This is a genomic window from Bradyrhizobium sp. 61 (assembly GCF_023073075.1).
GTDB lineage: Bacteria > Pseudomonadota > Alphaproteobacteria > Rhizobiales > Xanthobacteraceae > Bradyrhizobium > Bradyrhizobium barranii.
The window spans coordinates 57,595-78,578 of record NZ_JADPIU010000052.1 but is presented as its reverse complement, the minus strand read 5'-3'; the positions used below and the strand labels follow the sequence as shown (position 1 = coordinate 78,578).

The window sequence follows — 20,984 nt, the reverse complement described above, 5'->3', positions numbered from 1 at the left end:
ACCTCGACGACGTCATCGTCATCGATGGCACGCGGGCATAACTCGGGGCGAAACGCTCTCAAGTCAACGGAACCGGATTTTCTTGTTCGTAGCCGGACAGCTCGACTGTGCTACGAAGTCTTCATCGTGTGGATGCCGCATTCTGTCTTGGCTCGGCCGCGCCAGCGACCGGCGCGTGCATCCTCGCCCTCGGCCGTTCTGCTGGTGCAAGGCATACACCCAACCGACAGGAAACCGGACTCCACCAGCGGATGACGCGGCAATTTGGCGCGGACGAAAATGGCTTCGAGTTCCTCGCGCGAGACATTGGCGAAGGGGTTGAACTTCAACCGCGCGCCATCATCCTCGACCACCGGAATGTCGGTGCGCGCATTACCCTGAAAGCGCTTGCGGCCATTGAGCCACGCATCGAACGGCTTCAGCGCACGCGCCAGCGGCTCGACCTTGCGGATGCGGCAGCAGGCGTCTGGATCGGAGAACCAGAGGTCGCGGTCGGGATCTTCGCGCGACAGCGTCTCCTCGGCAGGCCTGATCGAGCGGACGTCCTTCAAGCCGAGTTCCGCGATCAGCGTGTCGCGATAGGCCAGCGTCTCCTCGAACAGCCAGCCGGTGTCGAGGAAGATCACGGGGATCGCCGGATCGACGTCGGCCATGACCTTCAGCAGCGTCGCCGATTCCGTGCCGAAGGACGACACCAGCGCAAGCTTCTCGCGCCCGACCGCCTGCAACGCCGCGGCGATGACCTCCGCGGGCGAAGCATCGCGCAGCGCGCGATCGAGTTCCTCCGCCGAGGGCAGCGCGGACGCGGACACCGAAGCGACCTGGGGCGCGATTGCGTTCACGTGCCGACACCTTCGGAGTGACGCAGCTGCATCCGCCGGTGCAGCGCGGTGATGCGGCCGTCGCCGGTCGGCTGATAGAACACCGAATAGCGCTTCGCCGTCTGCATGAAGGCTTCCGCGTCGGCCTGCTTCTTGACCTCGAAGGAATCGAAGCCGGCACGCAGCATGAACACGAACTGATCGCGCAGCACCTGGCCGGTGGCACGCAAATCGCCGCGATAATTATAGCGCTCGCGCAGCAGGCGCGCCTGGCTGTAGGCGCGGCCATCGCGGAAGCTCGGGAACACCAATGCGACGACGGCGATCTTGCCGAGATAGGGCACGAGCTCGGCGATATCGCGATTGTTCGGCCAGATCACGCCGACCTTGCCGCCGCGCTTGAGCAGCGCGTCCGCATCACTGAGGAAGCGCTCGGCCGGCACCAGGATGTCGCCGCCCTCGGGCAGCGGCGTGTCGACGGCAAGCTTGACGAAGCTGTCGTCGGCGATTTTTCCGCCGTTAACGAGTGGCATAGACGCGCTCCTTGAAGGGTTCGACGCCGAGGCGCTTCACGGTGTCGACGAACAGCTCCTCCGGCCGCTCGCGCAGCGCCAGATAGGCTTCCACGATGTCCTCGACGACGTCAGCGACCTCGTCAAACTTGACGCCGGGGCCGATCAGATTGCCAAGCGCGGCGCTCTCGTCGGCACGGCCGCCGATGGTGATCTGGTAGACCTCCTCGCCGTTCTTCTCGACACCGAGAATGCCGATATGGCCAACATGATGATGGCCGCAGGCATTGATGCAGCCGGAGATGTTGATATGCAGCCGCCCGATCAGATTGGCGAGCTCATGGTTGGCAAAGCGCCGCGTCAGCTCCTGCGCGATCGGGATCGAGCGCGCATTGGCCAACGAGCAATAGTCGAGTCCCGGGCAGGCGATGATGTCGGTGATCAGGTTGACGTTCGGCGTCGCCAGCCCAAGCTTGTCGAGCGCCTTCCACAGCGCCGGCAGGTCGCGCTTGGCAACATGCGGCAGCGCCAAATTCTGCTCATGACCGACGCGGATCTCGCCGAAGGAATATTTGTCGGCGAGATCGGCCAGCGCATCCATCTGCTCGGCCGTGGCATCGCCCGGAGGCGCGCCGATCGGCTTCAGCGAGATCGTGACGATGGAGTAGCCCGGGTTCTTGTGCGCGGCGACCGAGTTCTTGCGCCACGCCTCGAAATCGGGATCGGCCGCGGCCTGGCGCAGCTCGTCCGGCATGTGCGGCAGCTTCTCATAAGCCGGATAGATGAAGCGCGAGCGGATGTCCTCGATCACCTCGTCGTCGATCTGAAGCGAGGAGTTGCGGATATGCTGCCACTCCTCCTCGACCTCGCGGGAGAACTTTTCGATGCCGAGCTCGTGCACCAGGATCTTGATGCGCGCCTTGTAGATATTGTCGCGGCGTCCGTACTGGTTGTAGACGCGCAGGATCGCCTCGATATAGCTCAGGAGATCGCGGCCGTGGACGAAGTGCTTGATGGTCTTGCCGATGAACGGCGTGCGGCCGAGACCGCCGCCGACCAGCACCTCGAAGCCGGTTTCGCCCTTCTCGTTCTTGATCAGCCGCAGGCCGATGTCGTGGACCTTGATCGCAGCGCGGTCGTGATCCGACGCGGTGATCGCGATCTTGAACTTGCGCGGCAGGAACGAGAATTCCGGATGCAGCGTAGTGTGCTGGCGGATCAGCTCCGACCAGATGCGGGGATCCTCGATCTCGCCCGGCGCGACGCCGGCCCACTGATCCGAGGTGACGTTGCGCATGTTGTTGCCGGAGGTCTGCATCGCGTGGATGCCGACCTCGGCAAGATCGGCCAGCGCATCCGGCAGGTCCGAAAGCTTGATCCAGTTGAACTGGATGTTCTGGCGCGTGGTGAAATGGCCGTAGCCGCGGTCATATTTGCGCGCGACATGGGCAAGCTGCCGCAACTGGTTCGACGCCAGCGTTCCGTAGGGAATCGCGACGCGGAACATGTAGGCGTGCAGTTGCAGATAGACGCCGTTCTGCAAGCGCAGCATCTTGAATTCGTCCTCGGTCAACTCGCCCGAGAGACGGCGTTGCACCTGGTCGCGGAATTCCGAGACGCGCTCGTTGACCAGCGTGCGATCGATTTCGTCGTAAGCGTACATGATTAAAGTGCCTTACAGCCCGACCTGCGATTAAACCGGCAAGTCGATGGTCACGCCATCGCGGCGGATCTGCTCGCGCAGATTTCCGGGCACGATCTTGCCGTCCTCGCCGATCTGGACCGGAGCGATATAGGGACCAATCGCGCCGACGTCATCGGCCACGGCCTCGGCGAGCAACGCTTTCGCCTCATCGGAGTTTCGCACGATCGCGGCGTCTGCGAGGTCAGCCGACCAGCCCTTGGCAGCGGTGCGGTAGACGACAACGCCATCCCAGGTACGGTTAGCGGTCACGACGGAGGAATCGCTGATTTTAAGTTTCTTTTGCAAGGGAGAGGTCATTCGGCAGCATCCAGGAGGTCAGAGATGATTTGTTTGGGTGTTTCGCGGCGAAGTGAACCGGCATGCCGGACCACGTCGCCGATGATGAGGATGGCGGGACCGCCATGGGTCCGCCGCACGAGCTCGGGCAGGTCGCGCAGCGTGCCGATCGCGCCTTGTGCGTCCGGCCGCGTGACGCGGGAGAACACGCCGACCGGCGTCTCCGGCGAACGGCCGGCCGCGAACAGGCCTTCGCGGATTGCGGGGGCAGCGGTCATGCCCATGTAGACCACGACGGTCATCTTGGTGTCGGTCAGCGTCGACCAGTCCACATTCTCGGCATCGCGCGCCTTGTGCGCGGTGAGGAAGGTGATGCGGGTCGCCTCATGACGATAGGTCAGCGGCACCTCGAAATCGGCGGCGCCGCCGAGCCCAGCGGTGATGCCGGGAATGATCGAATAGGCGACGCCGGCCGCGCGCAGCGCTTCGACCTCTTCGCCGCCGCGGCCGAACACGATGGGGTCGCCGCCCTTCAGCCGCACCACGCGCTGGCCGGATTGCGCGGCCTCGATCATGCGCTTGTTGATGGCGTCCTGGCCGATGCCCGGCTTGCCGACGCGGCGGCCGACCGGAACGCGCGTGGTGTCGCGGCGGATGCGGTCGAGAATTTCACCCGAGACCAGTTCGTCATGGAAGACGATGTCGGCATCCTGGAGCGCGCGCAGCGCCTTGATGGTGAGAAGGTCGGGATCGCCGGGCCCGGCGCCGACCAGCGCGACGGAGCCTTCCGGCTTGTCGGCACGCGCGAACGCGGACGGATCGGAGATCGCCTTGATCGCGGCGTCGGCCTCGCACTTGCGGCCCGCGAGCACGGACGCGCCGATCGGACCGTCGATGACGCGCTCCCAGAAGCGGCGGCGCAGCGGAAACTCGGCGATGCGCTCGTTGATGGATTTGCGGAAGCCGCCGATGAACTCGGCAAGCTCGCCGATGCGGGCCGGCAGCAGCGCCTCGATCTTCTCGCGCACGCGCCGCGCCACCACGGGCGAGGTGCCGCCGGTGCCGACCGCGACCACCACGTCGCCGCGATCGACGATCGCCGGAAAGATGAAGCTGGAATGTTCGAGATCGTCCATGACGTTGACGGGCAGGCCGAGCGCCTTGGCGCGCGCCGACATGGCAACGCCGACATCGCCCGCGCCGGCGCAAACGATGGCAATGACGCCCGAGAGATCGGCGGTGAGCGGATCGCCAGTGGCGATTTCAACCCGCGCAGCGTCTTCGGAACTGAGGCTCAGGTCCTGATTGCCGTCGATCGCATGCACGCGGATGCGCGCACCGGCAGCAGCGAGCACGCGCAGTTTGGCGCGCAAAAGCTCACCCGCGCCGATGAGGACCACCGGACCGGCCTTGAGATCGAGGAACACCGGCAAGAACCGCATGCGATACTCGCTTCCCCCACATCCGGGGTTGACTGGAATTATTTTCTATATATGTGTCGTTTCGGGCGCGCAAAGAGAAAATTTTTTCTTCTCTTCTGCACCGCAACTATAGAAAATTCGCCTCCAAACGCAAAGTGGCAGAGATGCATCTTCTCAGGACCGATTCCGGTGCAGATGGACGGGACTTACGGGCTCCCGTTTCCGAGCAAATTCCCGTCGGGCTGACCGCCCCCAGCATGGACCATTTGGACCAGCTCGAGGCGCAGAGCATCTACATTTTTCGCGAGGCCTTTGGCCGCCTGAAGAAGATCGCCCTGCTGTGGTCGCTCGGCAAGGACTCCAACGTCATGATCTGGCTGGCGCGCAAGGCGTTCTTCGGCCGGCTGCCGTTCCCGGCCCTCCACGTCGATACCGGCAAGAAGTTTCCGGAGATGTATCGCTTCCGCGATCACTACGGGAAAGAGTGGGAGCTCGACCTGCGCGTCGAACCCTGCCCGCCGATCGATGCCGTCGACCCAACGCTGCCGCCGGCGGCCCGTTCCGCTGCGCGCAAGACCGAAGGTCTGAAGATGGCGCTCGCCAAATTCGGCTTTGACGGCCTGATCGCCGGCATCCGCCGCGACGAAGAGGCGACGCGCGCCAAGGAGCGCGTGTTCTCGCCGCGCGGGCTCGAAGGCAATTGGGACGTGCGCGACCAGCCGCCGGAGTTCTGGGATCATTTCAATGCGTCGCCGCCGCAAGGCGCGCATTTGCGCATCCATCCGATCCTGCATTGGACCGAGGCCGACATCTGGGCCTACACCAAGCGCGAGAACATTCCGATCATCCCGCTGTATCTCGCCAAGGACGGCAAGCGCTATCGCTCGCTGGGCGATCAGGACATCACCAATCCGGTCGCGTCGACCGCGTCGAACATCGACGAGATCCTGGCCGAGCTCGAGCAGACCAAGGTGCCGGAACGTGCCGGCCGTGCGCTCGACCATGAGACCGAGGACGCCTTCGAGCGTCTGCGCGTCGCCGGCTATCTCTGATTCAAGGACGCAACGCGGCTATGAACATGATCGTCACCCCCGCTTCGCCCGCAACTCCGAACGGCACCACGCGTCCGCAGGTCCGCATCGTCATCGTCGGCCATGTCGACCACGGCAAGTCGACGCTGGTCGGCCGCCTGCTGCACGAGACCGGCAGCCTGCCCGACGGCAAGCTCGAGATGCTGAAAGCCGTCAGCGCGCGGCGCGGCATGCCGTTCGAATGGTCGTTCCTGCTCGACGCGCTCCAGACCGAGCGCGACCAGGGCATCACCATCGACACCACGCAGATCCGCTTCCGCACCAATTCGCGCGACATCGTGCTGATCGACGCGCCCGGCCATGCCGAATTCCTGCGCAACATGATCACCGGCGCTTCGCAGGCCGACGGCGCGGTGCTGATCATCGACGCGCTCGAAGGCGTGCGTGACCAGACCCGTCGGCACGGCTATCTCCTGCATCTGCTTGGCGTGAAGCAGGTCGCGATCGTCGTCAACAAGATGGACCGCGTCGATTTCAGCGCCGAGCGCTTCAAAGAAATCAGCGACGAGATTTCGGCGCATCTCAACGGCCTCGGCGTGACGCCGACGGCGGTGATCCCGATCTCGGCCCGCGACGGCGACGGCGTCGCGGAGCGCACCGACCGCATCGGCTGGTACAAGGGTCCGACCGTGGTCGAGGCGCTGGATCGGCTCGAGCCGGCGCGTCCGCTGGAAGCCCTCGCCCTGCGCCTGCCGGTGCAGGCGATCTACAAGTTCGACGATCGCCGCATCGTGGCGGGCCGCATCGAATCCGGCAGCCTCATTGCCGGCGACGAGATCGTGATCATGCCGGCCGGCAAGATCGCCAGGATCAAGACGGTCGAAAGCTGGCCGGTAACGCCGGTCGCGGGACGGCAGGGCGCGGGGCGCTCGGTCGGCATCACGCTCGACCGCGAATTGTTCATCGAGCGCGGCGACATCGTCGCGCATGTCGGCTCCGCGCCGCGCGAGACGCGCCGCCTGCGCGCGCGGATCTTCTGGCTGCACGACAAGCCGCTCGCCAAGGGCGACCAGCTCCTGGTCCGCTGCGGCCCGAAGGAAAGCCGCGCCACCGTCGTCGCCATCGAGAAGGCGGTCGATCCCGGCGAGCTGTCGAGCGTCGAGAACAAGGCGATCGGCCGCAACCATGTCGGCGAGATCGACATTTCCCTTTCGAGCCCGATTGCCGCCGATCCCTACACCGAGAATCCGCGGACCGGCCGTCTCGTGATCGAGGTTTCGGGGCGCATCGCCGGCGGTGGTCTCGTGCTGTCGGTCGATGCCGGCCAGCGCGCCGTGCCGGTCGACATCGTGCCGGTGGAATCGGCGCTGCGGCCCGACGAACGCTCCGCGCGCTACCGCCACAACGGCGCCGTGGTCTGGCTCACCGGCCTGCCTGCGTCCGGCAAGTCGACGTTGGCAAAGGCGCTGGAACGTCGGCTGTTCACCAATGGCGGCTCGCCGATCCTGCTCGACGGCGACACGCTGCGCGCTGGGCTCAACAACGATCTCGGCTTCTCCGCCGCCGACCGCAGCGAGAACATCCGCCGCCTCGCCGAGGTCGCGACCCATCTCGCCCGCAACGGCCACATCGCGATCGTCGCCGCCGTCTCGCCGGCCCGTGAGGACCGCGCGACCGCGCGCCGCATCGCCGACACCGCGTTCCGCGAGATCCATGTCGCGACGCCGGCAGAGGTCTGCGAGGATCGCGATCCCAAGGGCCATTACAAGAAGGCCCGCGCCGGCGCGCTGGCGTCGTTCACCGGCATCGGCAACGACTACGAAGCGCCGCAGGCTGCCGAGCTCGTGATCGACACGTCAGCCCGCACGGTTGCGGACGCCGCGGACGAGATCGAACGGATGCTGAAGACCACCGGCGTGCTGTTCGACGAGCTCGTGGACCTCGCCGCGAATATTTGAGCGCGCGCTCTCCACGAGAGACGCCGCGCTCTGTCCCCACGCTCTACTGCGTTCCCTCCCCCCTTGCGGGGGAGGGCTAGGGAGAGGGGTCCGCACGGGGACTCTCTCCATCGGCGCTACATGATTTCATCGTCGAGGACAGACACACCTTTTCCTGGGCTACCCCTCTCCCCTGCCCTCCCCCGCAAGGGGGAGGGAGCGCAGTTGTGCGCGTGGCGCTAAGCCGGGCTCAAGCGTTTGTAAAACGAGCTGCCTCCCACACCTCGCCTTGACATTTTGACAACTTTTGGAGGCCTTCTCACGGCCCCGATTTTGGGGCTAATAGGCCCTGAAAGCCGCCCCTTATGGGCGCATTTTGCTGCTGTCGGGTCAAAAGCAGCCAAAAAACAGCCATTTCCAACAAGAAAGCCCATCATGAAACGCGTCGACGCCCACGGATTGAAGATCGCTCCCGTCCTGTTTGACTTCATCGCCAAGGAAGCGGCCCCGAAAACGGGGATCGCGCCGGATGCGTTCTGGGCCGGGGTCGCCGCCATCATCAAGGATCTGGGGCCGAAGAACCGCGCGCTGCTCGCCGTGCGCGACACGCTGCAGGCCAAGATCGACGACTGGCACCGTGCCAACAAGGGCAAGGCGTTCGACCTCGATGCCTATACCGCCTTCCTGAAGGAGATCGGCTATCTCGTCCCCGAGCCGGCAACGCAGAAGGTCGAGACCGCCAATGTGGACGAAGAGATCGGCAAGATCTGCGGCCCGCAGCTCGTCGTGCCCCTCACCAACGCGCGCTACGCGCTGAACGCGGCGAATGCGCGCTGGGGCTCGCTCTATGACGCCTTCTACGGCACCGACGCGATCCCGCACGACGCTGCCGAGAGCGGCAAGGATTACAACAAGGCGCGCGGCGACAAGGTGATCGCCAAGGCCAAGGCGTTCCTCGATGCCGCCGTGCCGCTGGCGACCGGCAGCCACACCGACGTCACCGCCTACAGCGTCGTGGCGGGCCAGCTCGCGGTGAAGCTGAAGAGCGGCAATGCCACCGCGCTGAAGAACGCCGCGCAATTCGCGGGCTTCCAGGGTGATGCCGCCGCGCCGTCCGCGGTGCTGCTCGCCAACAACGGCCTGCACGTCGAGGTCAAGATCGACCGCAGCAGCGTGATCGGCAAGGACGATCCCGCCGGCGTCGCCGATATGATCATGGAGTCCGCGGTCTCGACCATCCTCGACATGGAAGACTCGGTCGCCGCGGTCGATGCCGAGGACAAGGTGCTGGTCTATCGCAACACGCTTGGCCTGATGAACGGCACGCTCTCGGCCGATTTCGAGAAGGGCGGCAAGACGCTGACCCGTTCGCTCAACAGTGACCGCAGCTACAAGACGCCGGACGGCAAGGGCGAAGTGAAGCTGCATGGCCGCAGCCTGCTGCTGATGCGCAATTGCGGTCACCACATGTTCACCGACGCGGTGCTGGACGAGGCCGGCGAGGAAGTTCCGGAAGGCCTGCTCGACGCCGCCGTCTCCGGCCTGCTCGCCATCCACGACCTCAAGGGCAACTCCAAGGTCAAGAACAGCCGCACCGGATCTGCCTATATCGTCAAGCCGAAGATGCACGGCCCGGACGAGGTGTCGCTGACCTGCGAGATCTTTGATCGCGTCGAGAAGATGCTCTCGCTGCCCGAGAACACGCTCAAGGTCGGCATCATGGACGAGGAGCGGCGTACCACCGTCAACCTCAAGGCCTGCATCCAGCGCGCCTCCAAGCGCATCATGTTCATCAACACCGGCTTCCTCGACCGTACCGGCGACGAGATCCACACCTCGATGGAAGCGGGCCCGATGATCCGCAAGAACGAGATGAAGGCGCAGGCCTGGATCAAGGCCTATGAGGACTGGAACGTCGACATGGGCCTGATCGACGGCCTGCCCGGCCATGCCCAGATCGGCAAGGGCATGTGGGCCGCGCCCGACAAGATGGCGGACATGCTGCAACAGAAGCTCGCGCATCCGCAGGCCGGCGCCACCACCGCCTGGGTGCCCTCGCCGACCGCAGCGACGCTGCACGCCCTGCACTATCACCAAGTCAACGTCACCGCGCGCCAGCAGGAGCTCACCAAGGGCGGTCCGCGCGCGAAGCTCTCCGACATCCTCACCATCCCGGTGTCGAAGTCGAACTGGGCGCCCGACGACGTCAAGCAGGAGATCGACAACAACTGCCAGGGCATCCTCGGCTATGTCGTGCGCTGGATCGACCAGGGCGTCGGCTGCTCCAAGGTGCCCGATATCCACGATGTCGGCCTGATGGAAGACCGCGCCACCTTGCGCATCTCCAGCCAGCATCTCGCCAACTGGCTGCACCAGGGTGTCATCACCGAGGCGCAGGTGATGGAATCGCTCAAGCGCATGGCCGTCGTCGTCGACAAGCAGAACGCGGGCGACGCGATCTACAAGCCGATGGCGCCCGCCTTCGACGGGGTCGCCTTCAAGGCCGCCTGCGACCTGATCTTCAAGGGGCGCGAGCAGCCGAACGGCTACACCGAGTACATCCTCACCGCCCGCCGCCGCGAGGCCAAGGCTGCGGGCTAAAGCCCGATCATTCAAACACCAAAGCCCCGGCTCGCGCCGGGGCTTTTTTGTTTTCGGACCGTAGCCCGGATGGAGCGAAGCGCAATCCGGGACCGGCGTTGCTTGGGGCAGGCCCCCCAGATTTCGCTGCGTTCCATCCGGGCTACGCGCCCAGCCCCGCTAGAACACCGTCAGATATTTCAGCAGCGACACCACGCCGATGATGATGACGACCACGCGCGCGATCTGCTTGGCGCGACCGTCCATGGGCAGCATGTTGATGAGATAGAGCACGAGAATGACGACGAGAAAGGTGACGAGTACGCCGACCAGCATCGCAAGGACCCCCCTTCAGGCAAATTGTCTGACGGTGTTCTAACGCCCATCTCCCGCGCAGGTTCCATCACGGCAACCCACTGCAACTTCTAGTAAATACGTAATTCTACGATCAGCCGGCCTGCCTAAAACTTTACCCTTTTCGTTTCAGATGCAGAAACCGTTTGGGTGATGCGCCGCAAACGGCATGCGATTGCCGATCTGTCTGCCCCTCCGTTTTTGATGTTGCCGGGGCGTCTCGACGAACTTTGCAATGGGAATTTAGGGGGGCTTCGATGCTGAATCGTCTGACCGTGTCCGCGCTGCTGAAGGCGGTGATCGCCATCACCTCGGTCTGTGTGGTGATTGCACTCTCGCTCACCGCCTACGCCTCCTGGGACCGCCTCAAGACCGCCAACCGCATCTCGCAGATCGCCGACGCCTCCGCCGATCTGTTCAAGGCGATGCACAATCTGCGCACCGACCGCTCGACCACGTCGCGGCTGCTGAACGCGACCGAGCCGATGGACTCCGAGATCGAGAGATATCTGCGCGCGCTGCGCGATGCGCAGATGCCGGCGATGGCCCGCGCGCTCGAGCTGCTGCCGAGCATCGACTTCCCGCAATCGGGCGCGCTGGTGCCGGAGCTCGCGCGGCTCTACAAATTGCTGGGCGAAGAGCAGAAGCAGTTCTGGGAGGATGTTGCCAAACCGAAGGACCAGCGCCGCGCCGGCCTGACCAAGGAATACATGGAGACGACGCAGGGGCTGCTCGACGTGCTCGACAAGCTCTCGGGCGTCCTCGCCGCCACCGTCAACCACCAGGATGCCGTGATCGACCAGCTGCTGTCGATCAAGCAGAGCGCCTGGCTGCTCCGCAACACCGCGGGCGAGGCCTCACTGATCGTCTCGACCGGACTTGCGGCCGGCAAGATCACGCCGGAGGGCCGCTACAACTACACCCAATTTGTCGGCGGTACGGCCGCGATGTGGAAAGCGCTGGAATTGTCGACCTCGGGCATGCAATTGCCGCCCGCACTCGCATCCGCCATGACCACGGCCAAGACCGCCTATTTCGAGCCGCAATATCTCACCTTGCGCGACCGTCTCGCGGACACCCTGGTCAAGGGTGAGAAGGCCGAGATGACGGCCAACCAGTGGAGCCCGCTCACGGTCGGCCGTATGGCCAGTGCGGTCGCGGTGGCCGAAGCCGCGCTCGACGCCGCCCGGACCTACACGCAGGAGCAGCGCAGTACCGCGCAGCGCGCGCTGATCGTGCAGCTTGCACTCCTGGCGCTTGCCCTCGGCCTCGCCGTCGGCGCGGTCATGCTGGTCAGCCGCCGCGTCATCCATCCCCTCAACACCATCCGCGACGCCATGCTCAAGGTCGCCGGCGGCGACCTTGCCGTCGACAGCGGCTATCTCGACCGCCAGGACGAGATCGGCGCGCTTGCCGGCGCGCTGGAAACCTTCAAGCAGCAGGCGACCGAGAAGCTCAAGATCGAAGAGCATGAGCGCGAGCGCAATGTCGGCGCGGCCGCGCGCCAGCGCGCCGTCGAGACTTATGTCGGCGAGTTCGAGGGCGCGGTGCGCAAGACGCTCGGCGAACTGAGCGAAGCGTCCGGCGAGATGCGCAAGACCTCGGGCGACCTGTCCGCGGTGTCGCGCCAGACCAACGACCGCGTCCAGGTCGCCGGCAAGGCCTCCAACGACGCCTCCATGAGCGTCGACAGCGTCGCCGCCGCCGCCGAGGAGCTCTCCGCCTCGATCAACGACATCAGCCAGCAGGCGGCGCACGCCGCAGGCATTGCCAGCCGCGCCGTCAACCAGGCCCGCGAGACCGACGGCACGGTGCAAGGGCTGGCGCAGTCCGCAGGACGCATCGGCGAGGTCGTCGGCCTGATCAACACCATCGCGGCGCAGACCAATCTGCTCGCGCTCAACGCCACGATCGAGGCCGCACGTGCGGGCGAAGCCGGGCGCGGTTTCGCGGTCGTCGCCTCCGAGGTGAAATCGCTGGCCAGCCAGACCGCAAAAGCCACCGAGGAAATCTCCGGGCAGATCGCCGACATCCAGAGGGTGGCGAGCGACGCCATCAACGCGATCCAGACCATCGGCGGCATCATCGGCGAAGTGAACGAGGTCGCCACCGCGATCGCCGCCGCCGTGCAGGAGCAGGGCGCGGCGACCCAGGAGATCACCCGCAGCACGCAATTTGCGGCGCAGGGCACCAGGAACGTCTCCGACAACATCACCGGCGTGAAGGCCGACGCCGATGCTGCCGCCGGTGCGGCGGACAACGTCAAGCAAGCCTCGGAAACGCTGGAAACCCAGAGCCGTCAGCTCGGCCAGCAGGTCAGCGACTTCCTGGGGAAGATCCGCGCGGCGTAGGACTTGCGGATTGGATAGAAAGCTGCCGCTACACCTTCAGTGTCGTCCCGGCGAACGCCGGGACCCATAACCACAGGGAGAAGTTGTCGCGCAAGCTGCTAACCACGTGCCTTCGTCAAACCGCTTCCTGTGGTTATGGATCCCGGATCTGCGCTCCGCTTGTCCGGGACGACAGTGGAGATCGAGGCGCTAGCGCCGCAACCCACTTGAGGCCGCACCGCCCCTACTCCTTCGCGACCACCGGCACCTGGCGGAACCTGGCGCGCACCGACTCCGGCAGCGGCGAAAAATTCATCGCGACGCCACGGCGGTCGTTGGCGTTGCGGTTGGCGACCACCAGGCCATCGCTGCCCGCGACGATGTCCCCCTTGCGCAAGGTCGGATCGTCCTCGACCTTGACCTGGGCGAGTCCGACCGGATCCTTGCCGTTGCAGGTGCAGCCCGCGACGATCTCGTTGCGGAAGCGGAACGCGTTGGGCAGGTCGGAATAGGATTTTCCCTTGTCCGTCGTGGCGTCGTCGATGTTGCTGCCATAGACCAGCGAGGTTTCGGACGTCGGGCAGAAGCTCTTGCAGGATTGCGCCTTGCTTTCGGTGTCGTTTCCTTGCGCCGGGAAGTAGCGGCCATCGCAACCGCGCACGCAATAGGCGATGCCGCCGCCATAAGAGGCCCGCTGGCGCGGCGTGTCGTAGCGCGGCATGTCATCGGTCGGGAACGGCATGCGGATCTCCGGCGCGGAGCGCGCGCGGAAGCCGCCGAACAGCGCCGAGAAGAAGTCTTCCGCATGCGCCGACGGCGTCAACGCGAGGCCGAACGAGGCGACGGCGAAGCACGCCGCCGCGCCACCGGCCAGTTTGCCGATCGAACGTCTCTTCATATGACCTCGCTCAACTCTCAGTTCACTGCCGACGTCGTGATGTTCAGCGCCTGGCGCCCCGAAGGCAGCGTCGTCACCGGCGGGCGCTTGCGTACGGGGTCGCCGCCCCTGTCGTACCCCTTGGCCATCAGCGGGGCGTTCTTCGGCAGCACCACCACCTTGGCGCCGACATTGACGCGGCTGAACAGGTCCGTGACGTCCTCGTTGGTCATGCGAATGCAACCGGAGGACACGAACTTGCCTATCGTGGTGGGATCGTTGGTGCCGTGGATGCGGTATTCGCTCGAGCCGAGATACATCGCGCGTGCACCGAGCGGATTGCCGGGTCCGCCGGCGACGAAGCGCGGCAGATAAGGCTGACGCGCGATCATCTCGGCCGGCGGATGCCAGTCCGGCCACTCGGCCTTGCGGCTGACGCTCTGGACGCCGGCCCAGGTGAAACCTTGTCGGCCGACGCCGACGCCGTAACGGATCGCGCGGCCATTGCCGAGCACGTAATAGAGGTAAGTGTTGCCGGTATCGATGACGATGGTCCCGGCCGGCTCGTTCCGGTCGAAGCTGACGATCTGCTTGCGCAGCCGGTCGGGCAGAGCGGCATCCTCGTCGGCGGCCTGCGGCGCCGCGTTGACATACCCCCGCGAATAGCTCGGGTCCTGCAGATATCCCTGCGGCTGCATCGGCGCATAACCGAGCGTCTGGGCCTGTGCCGCAAAGGGCACGGTCAGCAATGCTGTCGCGAAGGCAATGGCGGTAGTGGCGCGCAGCGAGAAGCGGCGACGGACTGGAGAGAACCTTGTCATGTGCTGCCCCGTTGGATGTGCATCAGGGTGATGCGGCTTCCCAACAACGCAGCTGGACCGACTCAAGTTCCCCCGCTCGCTGCGGCGGCGACGTCACAGTCAAGCGAGCAAAACTTCACGAAACCGCGATGGAACCGGAACGTCCGCCCGGACGTTCTACTGCCAACAATGGGCGCGCGGAGGCTTCCGTGCGGGAGGAGATATTGTGCGCGTCCTTCCCACTGAACGTCTGATTTCCGGCAATAACGAGGGCGCCCCGCTTCCCGACAGCCATGTCGAGCTGCCGCCGGTGATCCGCCGCACCGAGTTCGTCGCCTTTGCGCTCGCCGGTCTGTTCCTGATTGCCGTGGTCGCCATGCTCTACGTCGCCAGGGCATTCTTCCTCCCGGTCGTGATGGCGGTCGTCGCCGGCACCATGTTGTCGCCGGCCGCCAGCTTTCTCGAGCGGCGGCATGTGCCGCGCGCCCTCGGCGCCGTGCTGATCGTGATCGCGGTGACGACGGTGGTCGCCTTCGTCGTCGCGCTGATCGCCGTGCCAGCGATGGAGTGGAGCTCGCGCCTGCCGGAATTGGGCGCGCAGTTGAAGGAGAAGATGCACGTCTTCGACCGGCCGCTGGCGCTGTGGAAGGAGTTGCAGACGATGGTGGGCGGCTCCGAGGGGCTGCCAAGCCTTCCGCTGCCGAAAGCCGAATGGGTGCAACCGACGCTGGAATTCCTGTCGCCGACCTTCGCCGAATTCCTGCTGTTCTTCGCCACCCTGATCCTGTTCATCGCGAGCTGGCGCGACCTACGGCGGGCGCTGATCATGAATTTCGGCGATCGCGACGCGCGGCTGCGCACGCTGCGGATCCTCAACGAGATCGAGGTCCATCTCGGCAACTATCTTTTGACGGTGACGCTGATCAATGTTGGCGTGGGCATCGCAACCGGTCTCATCTGCGCCATCACCGGCATGCCCAACCCGGCCGGGCTCGGCGCGCTTGCGGCGGCGCTCAACTTCATCCCGATCATCGGACCAGTCGCGATGTTCGTCATTCTGGTCGTGGTGGGGCTCGTCGCCTTCCCGACTATCGGCGGCGGACTGATGGCGGGCCTCGCCTTCGGCGGCATCACCTTCCTGGAAGGGCACTTCGTCACGCCGACCATCATCGGGCGCAGGCTTTCCCTGAACGCGCTTGCCGTCTTCATCGCGCTGGCCTTCTGGACCTGGCTGTGGGGGCCGATGGGCGCATTCCTGTCGTCGCCGCTCCTGATCGTCGGGCTGATCCTGAAGGAGCATCTGCTGCCGGAGAATTCGCCGCAGCTGCCGCAGGCATGACCGGTTTCCCGAACGGAACTTACCCGGGCACGAAACGTTTTCCGGCTATCTCAGCCGCCAACAGCTTTGGAGCTCCTGATGTCAACCAATGGCGAAACCGGGATGAGAGACTGGACCGACAAAGCCACCAGAGAACGCCTCGAGAAGGATGTAGCAGCCGTGAAAAGCGATATCGCCGCCCTCACCGATCAGATCACCGACGCGCTCAACACCTTTGCCAATTCCACCAGCAAGCAGGCCCGCCGCGGCTATCGCCAGGCCCGCGAGAGCGTGGATTCCGCGGTCGACGACATGTCGGATCGCGGCAGCGCCATGATGGAAGCTGCGCAAGACGCCTACGGCTCGATCGAGGAAACGCTGGAAGATGCCATCACGCAGCGGCCGCTCGCGACCGTCGGACTCGCGCTCGGCATCGGCTTCCTGATCGGTGTCGCCTGGCGCCGCTAGCGTGGGCGCAGGACCTTGACGTTGTTACGGCGGCGCTGTCGCGCCGTCGCTGCCGGCTTGCGGGGATCTGAGGAGCAAGGCCATGTTACAGCGCATCATCGACGGCATCAGCGCATCGACGGGCACGACCGTCCGCCTGACATCGCTCGCCGCGGGCGCGGCACTCGCGCTCTTCATCACCACGGGCTTTCTCTGCGCGGCCGCCTTCATCTCGGTCCTTCAGACCTACGGACCGGTGCAGGCCTGCCTGGCCGGCGCCGGCATCTTCTTCCTGCTGACGCTTGCCGCGGCGGGGAGCTATTGGGGCTACAAGCGGGAGATGCGGAAGCGCGCCCGGATCGCCGCCGAGCGCGCCGCGAAGTCGGCCGCTTCGAGCATGCTCGCCGACCCCATGCTGCTCGCGACGGGCCTCCAGATCGTTCGCGCCATCGGAATCAAGCGGCTGCTGCCGATCCTGGCGATCGGCGGCGTCGCCCTTGGAATTATGGCGAGTCGCGCCGGCGCATCCGACGAAGCCTCGGCTGAACCGGCCGAATAGCGGTCGAAGCGCTAAGATAATTTCGTCGTCGGCGGAACGAGCGAGCTTGCGGGAATTCCATCCGGCGATCATGCGCAATTTTGCGCCAGATTGGACAATTCTGGCCCCCCTCACGCAAACGCTACTCGGATAGGCGGGCGGTTGCCGCTAAAAGCAGCGCCCGTGATTCCAAAAGTCATTTTCCGCGATGAAACCGTCCGTCAAGGCGAACCTCGCCGCATTCCATCACGATGCCAGATTGTATTTGACGCTCGGCATTGCCAACTGGTCGGTGTTCGTCGACCACATCCCGAACAACGTCGTCAATCTCCTGACGCTGCGAAATTTCGGCTTCAGCGGCGCCGCGGACCTGTTCGTGTTCGTGGTGGGTTATGGCGTCGCCATCATTCACGGCAGGATGGCGCTGGAGCGCGGCTACGTCGTCGCGGCGACGCGCATCTTTCGCCGCGTCTGGCGGCTCTACGCCGCCTATGTCGTGCTCTTCGTGATCTATATCGACACCATCGCCTATGTCGCCTCGCAATCGATGGCGCCGGAGATCATCCACGAATACAACATCTCGGGCATTCTCGATCATCCGGTGCGCATCCTGGTCCGCGGCCTCGTGCTCCAGGAAGAGCCGCTGAACCTCGACCTCCTGCAACTGATGATCCCGCTGATGGCGTTCTTTCCGTTTGCGCTGTGGGGTTTGTTGCGGCGGCCGAACCTGACGCTGGCGGCATCGGTCGCGCTGTACGTTGCGGCGCGCTGGTTCGACTGGAATTTCCGGGTCTATCCGGACCAGGACTGGACCTTCAATCCGCTGTGCTGGCAGATGCTGATGGTCCTGGGCGGCTGGTTCGCCGTAACAGGCGCCTCGGGACGCGCGTTGCACGGCATGTCCTGGCTGCGGATCCTTGCGGGTGCCTATCTCATCTTCGCAATGGCCGTCACCTTGATGCGGCATTCGCCCGCGCTGTCCGTCTATTTGCCGGACGTCGTCGTCAACAGCATCGCGCCGACAGACAAGGAAAATCTCGCGCCCTATCGCGTGATCCATTTCCTCGCGCTTGCCTTCCTCGCGACCCATCTCATTCCGGCCGACCACCCCGGCCTGAAGTTGCGGCCGCTTCAGGCGGTGATCACATGCGGCGAGGAATGGCTCGCGGTGTTCTGCGTTGCCGTGTTCCTGTCCTTCGCCGGCCATCTCATCCTGATCACCGGACCGAACCTCGTGGTGATGCAGATCGCGGTAAGCCTCGTTGGCTTCGCGGCGATGACGGCAGTGGCCTATTACATCTCGTGGTCGAGGCGGCAGGACCTTCCGGCCGCCCTGCGGCAGCAGGCCTAGAGCTCCGTTCCGATCTAATCGGAACGGAGCTCTAGATTCCTGTCTTGACGCGTTTTCTTCACGCGAACCGGTACCCACTTCGCTCGAGCCAAATAATCGTGCGATTCTGCTAGGCCGAGACCTGTGGCTGCGCTATGCGGGGAGCCTCTGCGTGAGGGGACCGGGCGTGGCGATGGCAAAGGGCGGGGGTGATGAGGCTGACAGCGCGCCCCGGCGCGGCCGGCCGCGATCGATCGAGACCACCAACGCCATTCTCGAAAGCGCCTATGCGCTGATGGCCGCCACCGGCCTTGCCGCCACCTCCATCGACGCCGTCGCACGCCACTCCAGCGTCTCCAAGATGACGATCTACAAATGGTGGCCGTCGCGGGAAGCGCTGCTGATCGACGCCTTCCTTCATCATGCCGCGCAGATGCTGCCGCTGCCGCCTGCGAGCTCCGGCAGCCCCGCGGCGCGCGCACGCCGCCATGCCGCGGCCTATGCCGAGGCGCTCCAGGGCGAGTTCGGCAAGGTGCAGCTCGCCGTCGTCTCCGAATGCATTTCCAAGACCGGCTCGGCGGAGCTGTTCTATGCCCGCTACCTGCAATTCCGCCGCGACGCACTGGTCGAGATGATCGCCGCTGGCCAGACGGATGGCAGCATCCTGGCGGTGGGAGCGCCCGAGGATCTCTACGACGCCATCTATGGCAGCCTGTTCTACCGCTACGTCTTCGGCATTGCACCGATCACGCCGGCCTACGCGCGCAATCTGGTCGACCTGGTGCTGCGGCCGAAGGGTTAGAGCATGATCCGGAAAAGTGCGAAGCGGTTTTCCGAAAAGATCATGCTCAAAGCAACGATCTGAAGCTCGACCTCTATCGCACCGGCCTGACCGGCGCCGAGATCTTGTCCGTGCGGTCGCGCTCGGACATGTCGACCACCGTCTCCATCGGCGCCGTCAATTCATAGACGTAGGAGGCGTCGGTGAAGTAGCGCTTGGCGGTGCCGCCGAGCGCTTCGGGCGCGACACGGTCGAGCAGGATCAGACCGAAATCGGAATCCGGGCGGCGCGTCGCCTCGCTGGTGTTGAACTCCTCCCAGCGGAAATGGAAGACCTCGTCGGTCCCCTCGCCCGTCACCGTCCAATTCGCGGTGATGTGCGGATGCTTTCCGACCAGCGACAGACCTTCGTCGGAGTGCGAGGCGAGCTCGAAGAACAGGAGCGACAGGCTCTGCGCGGCGCGCGCGCTGACCGCGATGTCGGGGCCGGTGACGGCGATGCGGTCGGCATGCGGGATGGCGCGCGCCTCGAACAGGCCCTTCAGCTTGACGCCCTGCCACTGGCTCTCGCTGAGCAGCGAGACCACGTTGGACATGGCGTGGATACGGCCGATCAGCAGTTCACGCGCAACGTCGATGTCCGAGCCGTGGCGCAGCGTGCGCGTCACGATCGACTGGATCACCGCCAGGATGTTCTTGACCCGGTGGTTGAGCTCGTCGATGACGGCGGTCAGCCGGCGCTCGAAGCCGATCCGCACCTGGATTTCCCGGCTGAGCCGCAGATTGTTGTAGGCGACATAGCCGAACAGGCCGCACACCATCGCGGTGATGGCAAAACCGATCGCCGCCACGATGATCGCCGTCTGCTCGGCGCGCCGCGCCGAATTGGTCTTGGCGTAGTAGCCGAGATGCCAGTCGCGCCCGCCAAAGCTCACCGTGCGCGTCGCCGACGGCGCCGGCCCGTCCGCGGCCGTCATGCGTGACGAGACCACGCCCTGGTCGTTGGCAACGAGCTCGCCACCTTCCCTGCGCGGATCCTTCAGCGCGACCGAGAACAACGACATGTCGTCATTGGTCAGCATCAGGGAGGCGAGCTCATAGGAAAATGTGACGAAGCCGGCCGGCTCGGTCGCGCCCTCGGGAATGACGGGCGCGGCCACGATGATGCCGATGGGCCCGCCGCCCCGCAGCAACTGAACCGGGTCCGAGGCGACCGACCTCTTCTCGACACGCGCACGCGTCAGCATGGCGCTGCGCACCTGATCCTGCTCGTAGCTGCGGCCCGGCAGCGCCTTGGTCTCGTTGCTGCGCGGTTCGAGGTCCATCAGCACGTCGATCGGCTGGGTGACCTTCGCAAGATCGATCGGCTTGTCGTCATACGTGCGAATCTGCGGATTGGGGAAGCCGGCGCTCGCGATCGCGTCCTCCGCCGGCAGAAGCTCGTTCGGCTTCAGCCGGGCGACCCACCCGGCGACCACGAAATCGGTCTTGAAGGCGTAGATGGCCGAGCGCAGCGGCTCCAGCATGTTCGGCTTGATGACCGACGGCGCACGGAACAAGCCTGAGGCGACACGCGCGAGCAGCTCGCGCTCGGTCAGCCGGTCCTGGACCAGGCTCGCGTGGACGTCGATCGCGCGCGCCAGCGCGATCCGGTCCAGTGCCAGCTCCTGGTCGTGGACGCGATAGGCCGCGAGCCCGGAGAGCAGGGCTCCGAGCAGGGCGATGAAACCGATGATAAAACCCAGCCGGACCACTTCGACTACTCAGGCGAAAACAGCAGGTCGGCAATAAACACGGAGCATATCAACGCCGCTCGAACGGCCATGTGCCGAAACAGAGTGGACCCCAGTAATGGAGATAATGAAGGAGGAGGCATCAGTACGCAACTTCGGTCGCCTGAAAAGCTTAATTCGCCCGGCCGATGGTC

General features: G+C 65.0%; 18 protein-coding genes. 9 read left to right on the top strand and 9 right to left on the bottom strand.

What is annotated here, in order from left to right:
• Positions 1-110: 110 nt before the first annotated feature.
• Genes IVB46_RS15330 through cysG form a run of 5 tightly spaced genes read right to left on the bottom strand, consistent with a single transcriptional unit; the run spans position 111 to position 4,756 of the window.
• Positions 111-842: a phosphoadenylyl-sulfate reductase gene (locus tag IVB46_RS15330; RefSeq protein ID WP_208088820.1), complete on the bottom strand. Its 732-nt coding sequence runs from the start codon at positions 840-842 to the stop codon at positions 111-113.
• Positions 839-1,354, bottom strand: coding sequence for a DUF934 domain-containing protein (locus tag IVB46_RS15325; protein ID WP_063980994.1), 516 nt, complete (start codon positions 1,352-1,354; stop codon positions 839-841). The genes IVB46_RS15330 and IVB46_RS15325 overlap by 4 nt, the downstream gene beginning before the upstream one ends.
• Positions 1,341-2,996 (bottom strand): nitrite/sulfite reductase, encoded by a 1,656-nt coding sequence (locus IVB46_RS15320; RefSeq protein ID WP_063980993.1) that lies wholly within the window; start codon positions 2,994-2,996, stop codon positions 1,341-1,343. Before IVB46_RS15320 ends, IVB46_RS15325 begins: the two co-directional genes overlap by 14 nt.
• A gap of 30 nt (positions 2,997-3,026) precedes the next feature.
• Positions 3,027-3,335, bottom strand: a complete 309-nt coding sequence (locus tag IVB46_RS15315; RefSeq protein WP_071916679.1) for a DUF2849 domain-containing protein — start codon at positions 3,333-3,335, stop codon at positions 3,027-3,029.
• The gene (gene cysG / locus IVB46_RS15310; RefSeq protein ID WP_247302245.1) at positions 3,332-4,756 is read right to left on the bottom strand and encodes a siroheme synthase CysG; all 1,425 of its coding nucleotides are present in this window, start codon (positions 4,754-4,756) and stop codon (positions 3,332-3,334) included. Before cysG ends, IVB46_RS15315 begins: the two co-directional genes overlap by 4 nt.
• Positions 4,757-4,992: 236 nt before the next feature.
• Here cysG and cysD point away from each other — a divergent pair, with 236 nt between their 5' ends.
• The 3 genes from cysD to IVB46_RS15295 all read left to right on the top strand — a co-directional run bounded on the left by cysD (position 4,993) and on the right by IVB46_RS15295 (position 10,304).
• A complete protein-coding gene (cysD, locus tag IVB46_RS15305; RefSeq protein WP_247302243.1) occupies positions 4,993-5,787 on the top strand; it encodes a sulfate adenylyltransferase subunit CysD in 795 nt (264 codons plus the stop codon).
• Between the two features lie 20 nt (positions 5,788-5,807).
• Positions 5,808-7,724, top strand: a complete 1,917-nt coding sequence (cysC, locus tag IVB46_RS15300) for an adenylyl-sulfate kinase (protein WP_247302241.1) — start codon at positions 5,808-5,810, stop codon at positions 7,722-7,724.
• A 414-nt stretch (positions 7,725-8,138) separates the two neighbouring features.
• Entirely contained in the window at positions 8,139-10,304 is a 2,166-nt protein-coding gene (locus tag IVB46_RS15295; RefSeq protein ID WP_247302239.1) for a malate synthase G, read from the top strand.
• Positions 10,305-10,463: 159 nt separating this feature from the next.
• Here IVB46_RS15295 and IVB46_RS15290 read toward each other — a convergent pair whose 3' ends face one another.
• Positions 10,464-10,619, bottom strand: a complete 156-nt coding sequence (locus IVB46_RS15290; RefSeq protein WP_011084288.1) for a Thivi_2564 family membrane protein — start codon at positions 10,617-10,619, stop codon at positions 10,464-10,466.
• A gap of 275 nt (positions 10,620-10,894) precedes the next feature.
• Here IVB46_RS15290 and IVB46_RS15285 point away from each other — a divergent pair, with 275 nt between their 5' ends.
• Positions 10,895-12,988: a HAMP domain-containing methyl-accepting chemotaxis protein gene (locus IVB46_RS15285; protein ID WP_247343060.1), complete on the top strand. Its 2,094-nt coding sequence runs from the start codon at positions 10,895-10,897 to the stop codon at positions 12,986-12,988.
• 223 nt (positions 12,989-13,211) lie between these two features.
• Here the strand turns inward: IVB46_RS15285 and IVB46_RS15280 are convergent, their stop codons facing one another.
• Positions 13,212-13,865: a DUF2865 domain-containing protein gene (locus IVB46_RS15280; protein WP_247302235.1), complete on the bottom strand. Its 654-nt coding sequence runs from the start codon at positions 13,863-13,865 to the stop codon at positions 13,212-13,214.
• A gap of 17 nt (positions 13,866-13,882) precedes the next feature.
• Positions 13,883-14,665, bottom strand: a complete 783-nt coding sequence (locus IVB46_RS15275) for a L,D-transpeptidase (protein WP_247302232.1) — start codon at positions 14,663-14,665, stop codon at positions 13,883-13,885.
• Positions 14,666-14,870: 205 nt separating this feature from the next.
• On the opposite strand from IVB46_RS15275, the gene IVB46_RS15270 reads away from it, so the two are divergent.
• The 5 genes from IVB46_RS15270 (at position 14,871) to IVB46_RS15250 (ending at position 19,079) form a co-directional block, all read left to right on the top strand.
• On the top strand, positions 14,871-15,983 hold the full coding sequence (locus IVB46_RS15270) for an AI-2E family transporter (protein ID WP_247302230.1): 1,113 nt from the start codon (positions 14,871-14,873) through the stop codon (positions 15,981-15,983).
• Between the two features lie 75 nt (positions 15,984-16,058).
• On the top strand, positions 16,059-16,430 hold the full coding sequence (locus IVB46_RS15265) for a DUF883 family protein (RefSeq protein ID WP_028148389.1): 372 nt from the start codon (positions 16,059-16,061) through the stop codon (positions 16,428-16,430).
• A gap of 82 nt (positions 16,431-16,512) precedes the next feature.
• On the top strand, positions 16,513-16,968 hold the full coding sequence (locus IVB46_RS15260) for a hypothetical protein (RefSeq protein WP_247302228.1): 456 nt from the start codon (positions 16,513-16,515) through the stop codon (positions 16,966-16,968).
• A 187-nt stretch (positions 16,969-17,155) separates the two neighbouring features.
• Complete coding sequence (locus IVB46_RS15255; protein ID WP_247302225.1) at positions 17,156-18,298, top strand: OpgC domain-containing protein; 1,143 nt, start codon at positions 17,156-17,158, stop codon at positions 18,296-18,298.
• A 172-nt stretch (positions 18,299-18,470) separates the two neighbouring features.
• Positions 18,471-19,079, top strand: coding sequence for a TetR/AcrR family transcriptional regulator (locus IVB46_RS15250; RefSeq protein WP_247302567.1), 609 nt, complete (start codon positions 18,471-18,473; stop codon positions 19,077-19,079).
• A gap of 73 nt (positions 19,080-19,152) precedes the next feature.
• Here IVB46_RS15250 and IVB46_RS15245 read toward each other — a convergent pair whose 3' ends face one another.
• Entirely contained in the window at positions 19,153-20,811 is a 1,659-nt protein-coding gene (locus IVB46_RS15245) for an HWE histidine kinase domain-containing protein (protein WP_063980982.1), read from the bottom strand.
• Positions 20,812-20,984: the final 173 nt, after the last annotated feature.

Excerpts from the sequence above, each read along its gene's own strand:
- IVB46_RS15325 (WP_063980994.1), bottom strand. The coding sequence starts at position 1,354 with ATGCCACTCGTTAACGGCGGAAAAATCGCCGACGACAGCTTCGTCAAG.
- IVB46_RS15320 (WP_063980993.1), bottom strand. The coding sequence starts at position 2,996 with ATGTACGCTTACGACGAAATCGATCGCACGCTGGTCAACGAGCGCGTC.
- IVB46_RS15315 (WP_071916679.1), bottom strand. The coding sequence starts at position 3,335 with ATGACCTCTCCCTTGCAAAAGAAACTTAAAATCAGCGATTCCTCCGTC.
- cysG (WP_247302245.1), bottom strand. The coding sequence starts at position 4,756 with ATGCGGTTCTTGCCGGTGTTCCTCGATCTCAAGGCCGGTCCGGTGGTC.
- cysD (WP_247302243.1), top strand. The coding sequence starts at position 4,993 with ATGGACCATTTGGACCAGCTCGAGGCGCAGAGCATCTACATTTTTCGC.
- cysC (WP_247302241.1), top strand. The coding sequence starts at position 5,808 with ATGAACATGATCGTCACCCCCGCTTCGCCCGCAACTCCGAACGGCACC.
- IVB46_RS15295 (WP_247302239.1), top strand. The coding sequence starts at position 8,139 with ATGAAACGCGTCGACGCCCACGGATTGAAGATCGCTCCCGTCCTGTTT.
- IVB46_RS15290 (WP_011084288.1), bottom strand. The coding sequence starts at position 10,619 with ATGCTGGTCGGCGTACTCGTCACCTTTCTCGTCGTCATTCTCGTGCTC.
- IVB46_RS15285 (WP_247343060.1), top strand. The coding sequence starts at position 10,895 with ATGCTGAATCGTCTGACCGTGTCCGCGCTGCTGAAGGCGGTGATCGCC.
- IVB46_RS15280 (WP_247302235.1), bottom strand. The coding sequence starts at position 13,865 with ATGAAGAGACGTTCGATCGGCAAACTGGCCGGTGGCGCGGCGGCGTGC.
- IVB46_RS15275 (WP_247302232.1), bottom strand. The coding sequence starts at position 14,665 with ATGACAAGGTTCTCTCCAGTCCGTCGCCGCTTCTCGCTGCGCGCCACT.
- IVB46_RS15260 (WP_247302228.1), top strand. The coding sequence starts at position 16,513 with ATGTTACAGCGCATCATCGACGGCATCAGCGCATCGACGGGCACGACC.
- IVB46_RS15255 (WP_247302225.1), top strand. The coding sequence starts at position 17,156 with ATGAAACCGTCCGTCAAGGCGAACCTCGCCGCATTCCATCACGATGCC.
- IVB46_RS15250 (WP_247302567.1), top strand. The coding sequence starts at position 18,471 with ATGGCAAAGGGCGGGGGTGATGAGGCTGACAGCGCGCCCCGGCGCGGC.